Source organism: Streptomyces sp. NPDC048600, from assembly GCF_055587025.1.
Genome location: NZ_JBVJGZ010000021.1, coordinates 84255 through 97976, shown reverse-complemented (window position 1 = coordinate 97976; position 13722 = coordinate 84255). Strand labels below are relative to the sequence as shown.

Genomic DNA, 13722 nt, shown 5'->3' with positions numbered 1-13722 from the left:
CCAGGACCGGCCACCCTGCCGCGGTCGGCGGAGGAATCAGCCCAGTTGGGGATCGACCACCCATTCACCTCGGCGCATGACGCCCTTCACACCGAATTCGGCGTCCAGTACCACCAGGTCGGCGTACTTGCCGGGCTCCAGCGAGCCGATGGAGTCGTACAGGCCCAGCAGACGGGCCGGGTTGGCGGACAGCGCCGCGACCGCGTCGCCGACCGTCAGCCGGTCGACGGTCACGGCCCGCCGGAACGCGCGGTCCAGGGTGAGCGTGGAGCCCGCGATCGAGCCGCCCTCCACCAGCCGGGCCACACCGTCCGCGACCTCGACCTCCAGCGGGCCGAGCATGTAGCGGCCGTCGCCGAAACCGGCCGCGTCCATCGCGTCGGTGATGAACGCGACCCGGTCCGCGCCCTTGTGGTGGAACGCCAGCTCCAGCGCGGCCGGATGCAGATGCGTGCCGTCGTTGATCAGCTCGACGGTGACCCGCTCGTCCTCCAGCAGCGCCGCGATCGGTCCCGGCGCGCGGTGGCCGAGCGCGGGCATCGCGTTGAACAGGTGCGTGGCGACCGTCGCGCCCGCGTCGATCGCCTCGACCGTCTGCTCGTACGTCGCGTCCGTGTGGCCGATCGCCGCGATCACCCCGTGCTCGGCGAGCAGCCGCACGGAGTCGATGCCGCCCGGCAGTTCGGTGGCGAGGGTGACCATCCGGGCGTGCCCGCGCGCCGCGTCGACCAGCTTGCGCACGTCCGCCGGGTCCGGGTCGCGCAGCAGCTCCTCGGAGTGCGCGCCCTTGCGGCAGGGCGAGATGAACGGGCCCTCGAAGTGGATGCCGGCGATGTCGCCCTGCTCGGCCAGCTCGCTGAGCAGCCCGGCGCGCCGCACCAGGAAGTCCATGTCGCCGGTGACCGTGGAGGCGACCAGGGTGGTGGTGCCGTGCCGGCGGTGGGTGCGAATGCCGGTGAGGACGTCCTCGACCGAGCCGGAGGTGAAGGAGGCCCCGCCGCCGCCGTGGTTGTGGATGTCGACGAAGCCGGGCACCACATGGCAGCCGGGGAGGTCCAGGACCCGGGCGTGCTCGGGTGCCCTGGCCGCGATGCGGGTGCCCTCGACGGCCAGCTCGCCCTTCTCGACCGTGCCGGTGGGCAGGACCACGTCGGCTCCGGTGATGAGCAGCGGGGTGCTCGCCGTTGCGGGGTGCTCGTGCGTCGTGGCCTGTCGCGCCCGCGCGGCGGTAGCCGCGGATTCGACAGGGCCCCGTGCCCCATGAGGGTCGGCTGCCATCAGGTCGTTTCCTCCGTACGGTCCGGTCGGTTGAGGAGATCCCAGGCCAGCAGGCCCGCGCCCAGGCAGCCCGCCGTGTCGCCCAGGGCCGCGGGGACGATCGAGGGCAGCTTCTGGAAGGTCACGCGCTCGCGGACCGCGTCCCGCAGCGGTGAGAACAAGGTTTCCCCCGCCTCGGCGAGGCCGCCACCGATGATCAGTGTGCGGGGGTCCAGCAGAGTGAGCGCGGTGACGAGGCCGTCCGCGAGCGCGTCGACCGCCTGCCGCCACACTCGTACGGCGTTCGGGTCCCCGGACGCGACGGCCCGCGCGCAGTCGGCGGCGTCCGCGCTCGCAGCGCCCGCGGCGGCGGCCCACGCCTCGCTCACCGCGGACGCGGACGCGTACCGCTCCAGACAGCCACGCTGCCCGCACGGACAGGGCGTGCCGCCGGGCCGTACGACGATGTGGCCGATCTCGCCCGCGAAGCCGTGGGCGCCCGCCTCGACGCGGCCGTCGATGCCGATCGCGCCCGCGATGCCGGTGCCCAGCGGGACGAACAGGAACCGGTCGGCTCCCCGGCCCGCGCCGATACGGCCCTCCGCGAGGCCGCCGGTGCGCACGTCGTGGCCGAGCGCCACGGGGATGCCGTCCAGGCGCCCGGTGAGCCGGTCGCGCAGCGGGACGTCCCGCCAGCCGAGGTTGGCCGCGTAGGCGGCGACGCCGTTCGCCTCGTCGACGATGCCGGGTACGGCCACGCCCGCCGCGCTCGCCGGCTCGCCGAAGTGCTTCTCGCCGTGCGCGTGCAGCTCGGCGGCGAAGTCGAGGATGCCGTCGACGACCGCGTCCGCGCCGCGCTCGCGGCCGGTGGCGCGGCGTGCCTGGTGGAGCAGCTCGCCGTCCGCCCCGACCAGTGCGGCCTTCATCCCGGTGCCGCCCACATCGAGGGCGATGACATGTCTCACGGGGGCTAGTGTGGCCCGAGCACCCACGAGAGGTCTAGTCCACTTGCGTGGTGTAGACCTTATTTCGGATAGCGGACACCCGGTGAAGGGTGTTCGACGGCCACGTGAACAGGGATGGGGTTGGAGCGCGCAGTGCAGCGGCGAAGGACAGGAATGGTCGCGGTGCTCACCGCGCTCGGTATGACGGCGACCCTCGGCGGCTGCGGCGCGCTCGGCGGCTCCGAGGACGTCACCCTGAAACTGGTCGCCGCCGACTACGGCGACAGCGCGGGCAACAGCTCCCAGAAGTACTGGGACAAGGTCGTCGCCGCGTACGAGGACGAGCACCCCGGCGTCCACGTCGACGTCTCCGTCTACTCCTGGAACGACGTCGACCGCAAGGTCAAGGAGATGGTCGACTCCGGCGACGCGCCCGACCTGGCCCAGATCGGCGCCTACGCCGAATACGCCGCCGCCGGCCGGCTCTACACCGCCGACGAACTGCTCTCCATCACCACCCAGGCCGACTTCGCCGGGCAGCTCGCCGACGCCGGGAAGGTCGGCGGGCGGCAGTACGGCATGCCCTTCGCCGCCTCCACCCGCGTCCTGTTCTACAACAAGGACCTCTTCGACGCGGCCGGGCTCACCCCGCCCACCACCTGGGCCGAGCTGGCCTCCGACGCCGAGGCGCTCGAGGACGACGGCGTCAGCTACCCGTACGCGCTGCCCCTCGGGCCCGAGGAGGCACAGGCCGAGACCATGCAGTGGCTGCTCAGCGGAGGCGGCGGCTACACCGACACGGTGGGCTCCTACGGCATCGACTCCGCCGAGAACGTCGAGACGCTCACCTGGCTGCGCGACCAGCTGGTCGGCAAGGGGCTGACCGGGCCCGTCGCGCCCGCCGAGCTCAACCGGGCCGACGCGTTCGCGGCGTTCGCCGCGGGGAAGGTCGGCATGCTCAACGGGCATCCCTCGCTGATGAAGATCGCCGAGAAGAAGGGCGTGAAGTTCGGCATGGTGCCGATGCCCGGGGCGGACGGGGAGAGCAAGTCCACGATGGGGGTCGCGGACTGGATGCTCGCCTTCAAGCAGAACGGGCACCGGGACGAGGCCGGAAAGTTCCTCGACTTCGTCTACAGCGAGAAGAACGTCCTCGACTTCTCCCGCGAGTACGACCTGCTGCCCGTCACCAACTCCGCCTCGCGGGCCATGGCCGCGGCGCCGGAGGACCAGGAGCTGCGGCCCTTCCTCGACGAGCTGGCCTTCGCGGAGTTCTATCCCGTGGGGCACACGTCCTGGGCGGAGGTCAGCGCCGCGGTGAAGACCGGCATCGGCAAGGCCGTCGCCGCCGGGGGGAGCCCCTTGGGCGTGCTGAGTGGGCTGCAGACTCGGGCTGTGCGGGCGGAGTCCGGCTCCGACTCCCTGGGGTGACTCCGTCGGTCCGTCGGTCCGTCGGTTCGGCGGGGGGTGGGGGGTCGGGGCTTGAGGTTCGGGTGCGGCTTTTTCAGCGTTCGGTTCTGCGGGCCTCTCGTACTCGGCGCAGGCGGTTCACCGTGACGGGGTCGTGGGCCAGGGCTCTGGTGTCGTCCAGCAGGGCGTTCAGCAGCTGGTAGTAGCGGATCGGGGCCAGGCCCAGTTCCTCCCGTATCGCCCGTTCCTTCGCGCCGGGGCCGGTGAAGCCGCGCCGCTCCAGCGCGAGGATGTCCCTCTCCCGCTGTCCCAGCTCCTCTGTGTCCATGTCCGCACGGTAGACCCCGGCACCGACAACGGCCCGGTGTGAGGACCCCCTCCGCGCCGGTGAGCCATGAGTGCGCAGGGGCGGGCGTGGATAGGGTCGCTGGTATGGGCATCCATGAGCACGATGCGAACGAACGTCACGAAAGTGCGGACGCCGGGCTGCCGAGGCCTGCCACCGCGGCCGGGCGCGAGGGCCTCGACGCGCTGCTCGCCCGGCCGGACAAGGCCGTGATCGCCCTCGACTTCGACGGCACCCTCGCGCCGATCGTGCCCGACCCCGACGAGGCGCGGGCCCATGCCGGTGCCGTGCCCGCGCTGGCCGCGCTCGCCCCCCGGGTGGCGTCCGTCGCCGTGATCACGGGGCGGCCTGCCGCGGTCGCGGTGCGGTACGGGGGGTTCGACGGGGTCGAGGGGCTGGAGGGGCTCGTGGTGCTCGGCCACTACGGGGCCGAGCGGTGGGACGCCGTGAGCGGGCGGGTGGACGCGCCCCCGGCGCATCCCGGGGTCGCCGCGGTGCGCGCGGAGCTGCCCGGAGTGCTCGACGGGGTGGGGGCGTGGCAGGGCACGTGGGTCGAGGAGAAGGGGCGGGCGGTCGCGGTGCACACGCGGCGGGCCGAGGACCCTCAGGCGGCCTTCGAGGCGCTGCGGGAGCCGTTGGGGCGGCTGGCTTCCCGGCACGGGCTGATCGTCGAGCCGGGGCGGATGGTGCTGGAGCTGCGGCCGCCGGGCATGGACAAGGGGGTCGCCCTGACGGAGTACGTGCGGTCGGTGGGGGCCGGGTGTGTGGTGTACGCCGGTGACGACCTCGGTGATCTGCCGGCCTACGCGGCGGTCGACAAGCTGCGCTCGGACGGGGTGCCGGGGTTGCTGGTGTGCAGTGGCAGCGACGAGGTGACGGAGCTGCGGGAGCGGGCCGATCTGGTGGTCGACGGTCCCGAGGGCGTGGTCGGTCTTCTCTCCCGCCTGGCGGCGCGGCTGCGGTGACGCCTGCGGTGGGTGGGGGTGCGGTGACGCCTGCGGTGGGTGGGGGTGCGGTGACGCCTGCGGTTTGTGGGGGGTGCGGGGCCGGGTCGGGGGGTGTCCGTCCTCGGTCCGCCGGGCTGGTTTCCTACGGGGGTTCTGGTGTTTGACGGCGGCCGCTGCAGGCGGACACCCCCCGCCCCGTCCCCTTGCCGCCGTACGCGTCTTTCCGCCGCCGCTGCGGGCATGCGTGCCGCTAGGGGCGGCACGGGTGGGCGCTGCGGCACCTCGTCGCGCCGAGTTGCGCACCGCCCCGTCCTCAGCCACCGCCGGGCGGTACCTCGCTGACGCCGAGTTGCGAAACGTCCCTGCCTCAGCCGGGACGCCGCAGCAGTCGGCAGACTCGTCCCGCTGGGCTCAGGCGCGCGTGGGGGTTTCGCGGAGGGCGTTGAGTTGGTCGAGGAACCACTGGGCCGGGGGGAGGGCGGTGGCGGCCGCGGCCAGTCTCTTCGTGCGCTCGGCCCGCTCCGAGGCCGGCATCGTGAGCGCCTCGTGGAGCGCCCGGGCGGTGGCCAGGACGTCATAGGGGTTGACGACCAGCGCGTCCTCGCCGAGCTCCCAGAAGGCGCCCGCCTCGCGGGACAGGACCAGCACGCAGCCCTCGTCGGAGACGACCGGCATCTCCTTGGCGACGAGGTTCATGCCGTCGCGGATGGGGTTGACCAGGGCCACGTCGGCGAGACGGTACGCGGCCAGGGAGCGGGCGAAGTCGTCCTTGAGGTTGAGCAGGACAGGCGTCCAGTCCGCCGTGCCGTAGCGGGCGTTGATCTCCTCCGAGAGCCGCTGCACCTCGGCCGTGTAGTCGCGGTAGACCGCGAGGTCCTGGCGGGAGGGGTAGGCGAAGGCGACGTGGACGACCTGGCCGCGCCACTCGGGGTGGTCGTCGAGGAGCTGGCGGTAGGCCAGGAGGCCTCGGACGATGTTCTTGGAGAGTTCCGTGCGGTCGACGCGGACGATCGTCCTGCGGCCCTCGCCGATCTCGGCGCGCAGTGCCCTCAGACGTTCCTCGACATCGGGGCGGTGGGAGCGCTCGCGGAGGAACTCCGCGTCGGCGCCGAGGCCGTGGACGCCGAGATGGGTGGTCGCCAGCGGGGGCGTGCCCGTCGGGGTGTGCTCGATGTAGCGGGCCGGGGTGCCCGTCGGGGACATGGGGTGGATGCGCTCGGCGTCCACCGAGCCCGCGCAGTTCATGAACGCGAAGGCCCAGCGCCAGGTCAGGAAGCCGAGCCGGTCCGCGCCGAGCATGCCCCACACGAGCTGGGCGCGGATGTCCTCGGGGAGCATCTCGAAGTACTCGTAGGGTGCCCAGGGCGTGTGCGAGAAGTGGCCGATGCGCAGGTCGGGGCGGAGTTCGCGGAGCATGCCGGGGACCAGGCACAGGTGGTAGTCCTGGACCAGCACCGCCGCGCCGGGGGCGGCCTCCTCGGCGAGGGCCTCGGCGAAGGCGCGGTTGTAGGCCTCGTAGGAAGCCCACTGGCGGCGGAACTCGGCGTCGAAGACCGGCTCCAGCGGGGTCTGGTAGAGCATGTGGTGGACGAACCAGAGCACCGAGTTGGCGATGCCGTTGTACGCGTCGGAGTGCACGTCCGGAGCGATGGCGAGCATGCGCACGCCCGGCTCGCCCTCGCCACGGGCCACCGCCTCGCGGTCGCCGTCGGACAGGGCCGAGCAGACCCAGAGCGCGCCGGCGTCCGGGCCGATCGCCGAGAGACCGGAGACCAGGCCCCCGCCGCCCCTTCTGGAGTGCAGCGAGCCGTCGTCCCGCAGTTCGTAGGAGACCGGGCCGCGGTTGGACGCGACCAGCACCTGTGCACCTCGCGTGGAAACCATGTGCCTCAACCTAGCCCGGCCCGGAAACGCTCAAACGTGCGGTTCGGCTGTATACGGACGGTGTCTCACGTTTACGCCACCTTCCTGGCAGCGTATTCCGCGATCTCCGCCATCGGCGGACGCTCCTCCGTGTCGACCGAAAACGTACGGGCCTCGAAGCCGCTCTCGCCCCGCTCGAACTGGGTCAGGGCCGGGCGGATCAGATGGCCCCGGGCCAGCCGCAGCTGGGCGGTGCGGTAGATCGCCGCGGCCATCCGGCCGAGTGCCTGGCCGTCCTGGTGGCGGTGCTTGCGCACACCCACGTCGACCTGGGCGAGGGCGTCGAGACCCACCAGGTGCAGGGAGTCGACGAGCATCCCGATCTCCACGCCGTAGCCGACGGGGAACGGGAGCTGTTCGAGGAGGGTGCGGCGGGCCGCGTACTCCCCGCCGAGGGGCTGGACGAAGCCGGCGAGCTGCGGCCAGTGCATGTTCAGCAGCGGGCGGGCCATCAGTTCCGTGACCCGGCCGCCCTGGCCCGCCGCGCCGGCCAGCGGGCGGTCGTACATGCCCTTGACCAGGTCCACGCCGGGCTCGGTGAGCAGCGGGCCGACGATGCCCGAGACGAAGTCGGAGGAGAACTCCCTGAGGTCTGCGTCGATGAAACAGACGATGTCACCGGTGGTGACCAGCAGGGAGCGCCACAGGACCTCGCCCTTGCCGGGGACCGCGGGGATACGCGGCAGGATCGTGTCGCGGTGGACGACGGTGGCACCCGCGGCGGCTGCCACCTCCGCGGTGCGGTCGGTCGAGCCCGAGTCGACGACGACGAGTTCGTCGACGAGGGGGACCTGTTGCATGAGGTCGTGGCGGATGATCGCGACGATGTCGCCGACCGTCTCCTCCTCGTCGAGCGCGGGCAGGACGACGGAGACCGTCTGGCCGGTGCTGCGCTTCGCGGCCAGGATCTTGTGGAGCGGGCGGTCGGCTACGGACCAGGAGCGGGTGGTCAGCCAGCGCTCGACTTCTTCCAGCACAGCCTGCGGCTCCTCTGCGTTTCGTCGGCGAGAGGGGTAGTTTGTGATCCATCTCGCGGTTCGGACGGCTATCTCAACTGTCCTGGCCTTCGGTTACAGTCTTGAACAACGCTGATGACCATCGCATGTCGGGGGCCGTCCGCGCGGACAACAACCACATACAGCTCATCCAGAGGGGCAGAGGGATACGGCCCGATGAAGCCCCGGCAACCCTCCAGTCGGCACTCCTGACATTCGTGCAGCGAGGCTCCCGGCTAGGGAAGGTGCCAAATCCGTCTCACGGCGAGATGCGTCGTGAGGAAGATGAGGAGAAAGGGCCTCGCCTCACATGGCTGTGCAGACTGTTGCAAGCAGCACCGATTCCTCCGTCGACCTCGGCCCCGCCGCAGCCCTGAGCTGCCGCGAGTGCGGCCACCGGGTCCCGCTCGGCCCCCTCTTCGCCTGCGAGGAGTGTTTCGGGCCGCTGGAGATCGCCTACGACTTCTCCGCGTACGACGCCGAGGAGCTCCGCAAGCGGATCGAGAGCGGTCCCGCGAACATCTGGCGCTACGCGCCGCTTCTTCCGGTCCCGGCCGACGTCGCCGAGAAGCCGAACCTCAACCCGGGCTGGACCGCGCTGGTCAAGGCCGACAACCTGGCGCGCGAGCTGGGCGTGACCGGTGGGCTGTTCGTCAAGGACGACTCCGGCAACCCCACGCACTCCTTCAAGGACCGTGTCGTCGCGCAGGCCCTGGAGGCCGCGCGCGCCTTCGGGTTCACCACGCTGTCCTGCTCCTCCACCGGCAACCTCGCCGGTGCCGTGGGCGCCGCGGCGGCCCGCGCCGGCTTCCGGTCCTGTGTGTTCATCCCGCACGACCTGGAGCAGGGCAAGGTCGTCATGGCCGCGGTCTACGGCGGCGAGCTGGTCGGCATCGAGGGCAACTACGACGACGTCAACCGCTTCTGCTCCGAGCTGATCGGCGACCCGGCCGGCGAGGGCTGGGGCTTCGTCAACGTCAACCTGCGGCCCTACTACGCCGAGGGCTCCAAGACGCTGGCGTACGAGATCTGCGAGCAGCTGGGGTGGCGGCTGCCCGACCAGATCGTCGTGCCGATCGCGTCCGGCTCCCAGCTCACCAAGATCGACAAGGGCCTCCAGGAACTGGTGAAGCTGGGCCTGGTCGAGGACCGGCCGTACAAGATCTTCGGTGCCCAGGCCGAGGGCTGCTCGCCGGTGTCCACCGCCTTCAAGGCCGGGCACGACGTGGTGCGGCCGCAGAAGCCGGACACCATCGCCAAGTCGCTGGCCATCGGCAACCCGGCCGACGGGCCCTACGTCCTCGACATCGCCCGCCGCACCGGCGGCGCGGTGGAGGACGTGACGGACGAGCAGATCGTGGACGCGATCAAGCTGCTCGCCCGGACCGAGGGCATCTTCGCCGAGACGGCCGGCGGCGTGACCGTCGGTGTGACCAAGAAGCTGATCGAGAGCGGTGTCCTCGACCCCTCGCTGACGACCGTGGTCCTGAACACCGGTGACGGTCTGAAGACCCTCGACGCGGTGGCCGGCACCGGTCTGACCGCCACCATCCGCCCCAACCTGGACTCCTTCCGAGAGGCTGGCCTTTCATGAGCGTGACCGTCCGCATCCCCACCATCCTGCGCACCTACACCGGTGGTCAGGCGGAGGTTCCCGCCGAGGGCGCGAACCTCTCCGAAGTCATCGCCGACCTGGAGAAGAACCACACGGGCATCGCCGCCCGGGTCCTGGACGACCAGGGCAAGCTGCGCCGGTTCGTGAACGTGTACGTCAACGACGACGACGTGCGCTTCGAGCAGGGCCTGGAGACCGCCACCCCGGACGGTGCCGGCGTCTCCATCATTCCCGCGGTCGCCGGCGGCTGATCCCGCCCGCAATTACCGTCGGTAACGGTGGTAACTGAGAGTTCATCGAATTGCCCCCTCCGCGAGAGAAGCGGAGGGGGCAATTCTGCATGGTTGAGCACGGTAGAGTTGGGGAAGCCGCCCCTTTCGTATGCCGGACGCATATGAGTTCCGCCAGGCGTTCCGTCGGAGAACCGACGAGAAGTGGCCAAACTGTGCGGCGGTTTTGCGACGTTCATCCCCTTTGTATGACCCGACTTGCCCGGAATTCGGGTGAATTCTCGGTAAACTCCCGACCGGTCGCGTCCTGAATTCTCGTCCGATTGACCTGTTGCAGACGGCAGTTGGACAGATACATTCAGCCGCGGTCGACGCGTTCCGGCGCACGCCCCCGGGTATGGGGGGTGAGGTCTGACCCGGGTCCGCGAAGTGTGGATCTGTGCAAGGGCCAGTAATAGGGGAGTTAGGCATGGCTCAGGGCACCGTCAAGTGGTTCAACGCGGAGAAGGGGTACGGCTTCATCGCGGTCGACGGTGGTGCGGACGTCTTCGTCCACTACAGCGCGATTCAGATGGACGGCTACCGCACCCTGGAAGAGGGCCAGCGGGTCGAGTTCGAGATCTCGCAGGGTCAGAAGGGCCCGCAGGCCGACATGGTTCGCGTCACCGCCTGAACGTTCTTTCTTTGTGAAGGGCCCGCACCCGTGAGGTGCGGGCCCTTCGCTCGTGTGCGCCCGCTCGCGCGCCCGCTCGTGTGCGCCCGTTTGTGTTCGCGCGGGGCTGAGAGCCGCTTCCGATCCCCTGGAGCCGCTTGCACTCGGCAGGGGCGAGTGCTAATCATTGGCGTTAGCACTCTGAAGGTGAGAGTGACAACGAGGACCGGGTCGGTGAGGCCCGCAGGCCGGGTGGGGCAAGGAACCACGAGGCTTGCGAGCCGTCCGTCGCGGGCGCGGGCGCGGTCCGAAGGAATCACCCCCAGTCCTGGAGGGACCACTTCACATGGCCAAGATCATCGCGTTCGACGAGGAGGCGCGGCGCGGCCTCGAGCGCGGCATGAACCAGCTCGCGGACGCCGTCAAGGTGACGCTCGGCCCCAAGGGTCGCAACGTCGTCCTCGAGAAGAAGTGGGGCGCCCCCACGATCACCAACGATGGTGTCTCCATCGCCAAGGAGATCGAGCTCGAGGACCCGTACGAGAAGATCGGCGCCGAGCTGGTCAAGGAAGTCGCCAAGAAGACGGACGACGTCGCCGGCGACGGTACGACCACCGCCACCGTCCTCGCCCAGGCGCTCGTCCGCGAGGGTCTGCGCAACGTGGCCGCGGGTGCCAACCCGATGGCCCTCAAGCGCGGTATCGAGAAGGCCGTCGAGGCCGTCTCCGGCGCCCTGCTCGACCAGGCCAAGGAGGTCGAGACCAAGGAGCAGATCGCCTCCACCGCCTCCATCTCCGCCGCCGACACGCAGATCGGCGAGCTCATCGCCGAGGCGATGGACAAGGTCGGCAAGGAAGGCGTCATCACGGTCGAGGAGTCGCAGACCTTCGGTCTGGAGCTCGAGCTCACCGAGGGCATGCGCTTCGACAAGGGCTACATCTCCGCCTACTTCGCGACCGACATGGAGCGCATGGAGGCGGTGCTCGAGGACCCGTACATCCTCATCGCCAACTCCAAGATCTCCTCGGTCAAGGACCTGCTCCCGCTGCTGGAGAAGGTCATGCAGTCGGGCAAGCCGCTGCTGATCATCGCCGAGGACGTCGAGGGCGAGGCCCTGTCGACCCTGGTCGTCAACAAGATCCGCGGCACCTTCAAGTCCGTCGCCGTCAAGGCCCCGGGCTTCGGTGACCGCCGCAAGGCCATGCTCGGCGACATCGCCATCCTCACGGGCGGCGAGGTCATCTCCGAGGAGGTCGGCCTCAAGCTGGAGAACGCGTCCCTGGACCTCCTGGGCCGCGCCCGCAAGGTCGTCATCACCAAGGACGAGACCACCGTCGTCGACGGCGCCGGCTCCTCGGAGCAGGTGGGCGGCCGCGTGAACCAGATCCGCGCCGAGATCGAGAACAGCGACTCCGACTACGACCGCGAGAAGCTCCAGGAGCGCCTGGCCAAGCTCGCGGGCGGCGTCGCGGTCATCAAGGCCGGTGCCGCCACCGAGGTGGAGCTCAAGGAGCGCAAGCACCGCATCGAGGACGCGGTGCGCAACGCCAAGGCGGCCGTCGAGGAGGGCATCGTCGCCGGTGGCGGCGTGGCCCTGCTCCAGGCCTCCCAGGTGTTCGAGAAGCTGGACCTGGAGGGCGACGAGGCGACCGGCGCCAACGCCGTGAAGCTCGCGCTCGAGGCCCCGCTGAAGCAGATCGCCGTCAACGGTGGTCTCGAGGGCGGCGTCGTCGTGGAGAAGGTGCGCAACCTGGCCGTCGGCCACGGTCTGAATGCCGCCACGGGTGAGTACGTCGACATGATCGCCGAGGGCATCATCGACCCGGCGAAGGTGACGCGTTCCGCGCTGCAGAACGCCGCGTCGATCGCCGCGCTGTTCCTCACCACCGAGGCCGTCATCGCCGACAAGCCGGAGAAGGCCGCCGCGCCCGCCGGCGGCGGCATGCCGGGCGGTGACATGGACTTCTGATCGGCCCACGGGTTCGATCGACCGTCCTGCGGACCGAGGGCGGCACTCCCCGAGAGGGGGGTGCCGCCCTCGGGCGTGTCCGGCGTCACAGCGGGACGGGACTGGGAATGCGCGGACCGGCGTGAGAACTTACTTAAGGCAGTGCAACGATGCACGCGCACATACCAACCGGTTAGCCGAGCACGTCCCGAGGAGCCACCGCATGACCGCCACCGCCACCGAGTCCGCCGCCTCCCGCGCGGCCGAGATCCTCTCCCGGCCCGTCTCGATCAACGGCCTGACCGTCCCGAACCGCATCGCCATGGCGCCGATGACCCGTATGTTCTCGCCCGGCGGTGTGCCCGGCGAGGACGTGGCCTCCTACTACGGCCGCCGGGCCGCGGCCGGGGTCGGCCTGGTCGTCACCGAGGGGACGTACGTCGGCCACGACTCGGCGGGGCAGAGCAGCCGGATCCCGCGGTTCCACGGCGAGGAGCAGCTGGCCGGGTGGGCGAAGGTCGCCGAGGCCGTGCACGCGGCGGGCGGGCGGATCGTGCCGCAGCTGTGGCACATCGGCATGGTCCGCAAGGACGGGCAGCCGCCGTTCGCGGGCGCCCCCGCCGTCGGCCCCTCCGGGCTGCGCATCGGCGAGACCGAGCCCACCGGCAGGGCGATGACCCAGGGCGACCTCGACGACGTGATCGCCGCGTTCGCCGAGGCCGCCGCCGCGGCCGAGCGCATCGGCTTCGACGGTGTCGAGCTGCACGGCGCCCATGGCTACCTCATCGACCAGTTCCTGTGGGCCGGCACCAACCGCCGTACCGACGCCTACGGCGGCGACCCGGTGGCCCGTACGAAGTTCGGGGCGGAGATCGTGGCGGCGGTCCGGGCGGCCGTGTCGCCGGACTTCCCGGTCATCTTCCGCTACTCGCAGTGGAAGCAGGAGGCGTACGACGCGCGGCTCGCCGAGACCCCCGAGGAGCTGGAGGCCATTCTGACCCCGCTCGCGGCGGCCGGTGTCGACGCCTTCCACGCCTCCACGCGCCGCTACTGGGTGCCGGAGTTCGAGGGCTCCGACCTCAACCTGGCCGGCTGGACCAAGAAGCTCACCGGCAAGCAGGCCATCACCGTCGGCTCGGTCGGCCTCGACGGCGACTTCATCCGCGCCTTCGCGGGCGAGGGCGCGCCGGTCGGCAGCCTCGACAACCTGCTGGACCGGATGGAGCGCGACGAGTTCGACATGGTCGCGGTCGGCCGGGCGATCCTCCAGGACCCCCAGTGGGCCGCCAAGGTGCTGGCCGGCCGCTTCGAGGAGCTGCTGCCCTACGACGGCGCCGCGGTGCAGACCCTGAGCTGAGCGTCTGGTTGGGCTGCTAGGTCCTGGGGGGGGGGGGGGGGGGGCTACCGACATGGGAGGAGGGGGGTGGGCGCAGGGGAGCGGGGGGGTCGTGGCGG

General features: G+C 71.0%; 12 protein-coding genes and 1 riboswitch. Of the genes, 7 read left to right on the top strand and 5 right to left on the bottom strand.

The genetic code is table 11. The features are described from left to right. Positions 1 to 36 precede the first annotated feature (36 nt). Complete coding sequence (gene nagA / locus ACZ6SQ_RS26195; protein ID WP_469566167.1) at positions 37 to 1278, bottom strand: N-acetylglucosamine-6-phosphate deacetylase; 1242 nt, start codon at positions 1276 to 1278, stop codon at positions 37 to 39. Next, positions 1278 to 2222, bottom strand: a complete 945-nt coding sequence (locus ACZ6SQ_RS26190; protein ID WP_469566165.1) for an ROK family protein — start codon at positions 2220 to 2222, stop codon at positions 1278 to 1280. Before ACZ6SQ_RS26190 ends, nagA begins: the two co-directional genes overlap by 1 nt. Positions 2223 to 2354: 132 nt before the next feature. Between ACZ6SQ_RS26190 and ACZ6SQ_RS26185 the strand changes: the two genes are divergently transcribed. Further along, positions 2355 to 3632, top strand: coding sequence for an ABC transporter substrate-binding protein (locus ACZ6SQ_RS26185; RefSeq protein WP_469566163.1), 1278 nt, complete (start codon positions 2355 to 2357; stop codon positions 3630 to 3632). Between the two features lie 73 nt (positions 3633 to 3705). Here ACZ6SQ_RS26185 and ACZ6SQ_RS26180 read toward each other — a convergent pair whose 3' ends face one another. Further along, complete coding sequence (locus tag ACZ6SQ_RS26180) at positions 3706 to 3939, bottom strand: DUF3263 domain-containing protein (RefSeq protein ID WP_386377731.1); 234 nt, start codon at positions 3937 to 3939, stop codon at positions 3706 to 3708. A gap of 104 nt (positions 3940 to 4043) precedes the next feature. On the opposite strand from ACZ6SQ_RS26180, the gene otsB reads away from it, so the two are divergent. Continuing rightward, on the top strand, positions 4044 to 4922 hold the full coding sequence (otsB, locus tag ACZ6SQ_RS26175) for a trehalose-phosphatase (RefSeq protein ID WP_469566160.1): 879 nt from the start codon (positions 4044 to 4046) through the stop codon (positions 4920 to 4922). Positions 4923 to 5315: 393 nt separating this feature from the next. Here the strand turns inward: otsB and ACZ6SQ_RS26170 are convergent, their stop codons facing one another. After that, positions 5316 to 6788, bottom strand: coding sequence for an alpha,alpha-trehalose-phosphate synthase (UDP-forming) (locus tag ACZ6SQ_RS26170; protein WP_469566158.1), 1473 nt, complete (start codon positions 6786 to 6788; stop codon positions 5316 to 5318). 71 nt (positions 6789 to 6859) lie between these two features. After that, positions 6860 to 7804 (bottom strand): glucosyl-3-phosphoglycerate synthase, encoded by a 945-nt coding sequence (locus tag ACZ6SQ_RS26165; RefSeq protein WP_386377728.1) that lies wholly within the window; start codon positions 7802 to 7804, stop codon positions 6860 to 6862. A 162-nt stretch (positions 7805 to 7966) separates the two neighbouring features. Then, a riboswitch (SAM riboswitch) is annotated at positions 7967 to 8114 on the top strand. Positions 8115 to 8132: 18 nt separating this feature from the next. On the opposite strand from ACZ6SQ_RS26165, the gene thrC reads away from it, so the two are divergent. From thrC to ACZ6SQ_RS26140, 5 genes are all read left to right on the top strand, one after another. After that, positions 8133 to 9416 (top strand): threonine synthase, encoded by a 1284-nt coding sequence (gene thrC, locus ACZ6SQ_RS26160; RefSeq protein ID WP_469566156.1) that lies wholly within the window; start codon positions 8133 to 8135, stop codon positions 9414 to 9416. Then, a complete protein-coding gene (locus ACZ6SQ_RS26155) occupies positions 9413 to 9688 on the top strand; it encodes a MoaD/ThiS family protein (protein WP_386377726.1) in 276 nt (91 codons plus the stop codon). Before thrC ends, ACZ6SQ_RS26155 begins: the two co-directional genes overlap by 4 nt. 448 nt (positions 9689 to 10136) lie before the next feature. After that, a complete protein-coding gene (locus tag ACZ6SQ_RS26150; protein ID WP_004986573.1) occupies positions 10137 to 10340 on the top strand; it encodes a cold-shock protein in 204 nt (67 codons plus the stop codon). Positions 10341 to 10665: 325 nt separating this feature from the next. After that, positions 10666 to 12288 (top strand): chaperonin GroEL, encoded by a 1623-nt coding sequence (groL, locus tag ACZ6SQ_RS26145; RefSeq protein ID WP_386377725.1) that lies wholly within the window; start codon positions 10666 to 10668, stop codon positions 12286 to 12288. A gap of 202 nt (positions 12289 to 12490) precedes the next feature. Then, the gene (locus ACZ6SQ_RS26140; protein WP_469566153.1) at positions 12491 to 13624 is read left to right on the top strand and encodes an NADH:flavin oxidoreductase; all 1134 of its coding nucleotides are present in this window, start codon (positions 12491 to 12493) and stop codon (positions 13622 to 13624) included. The last annotated feature ends 98 nt before the right edge of the window (positions 13625 to 13722 follow it).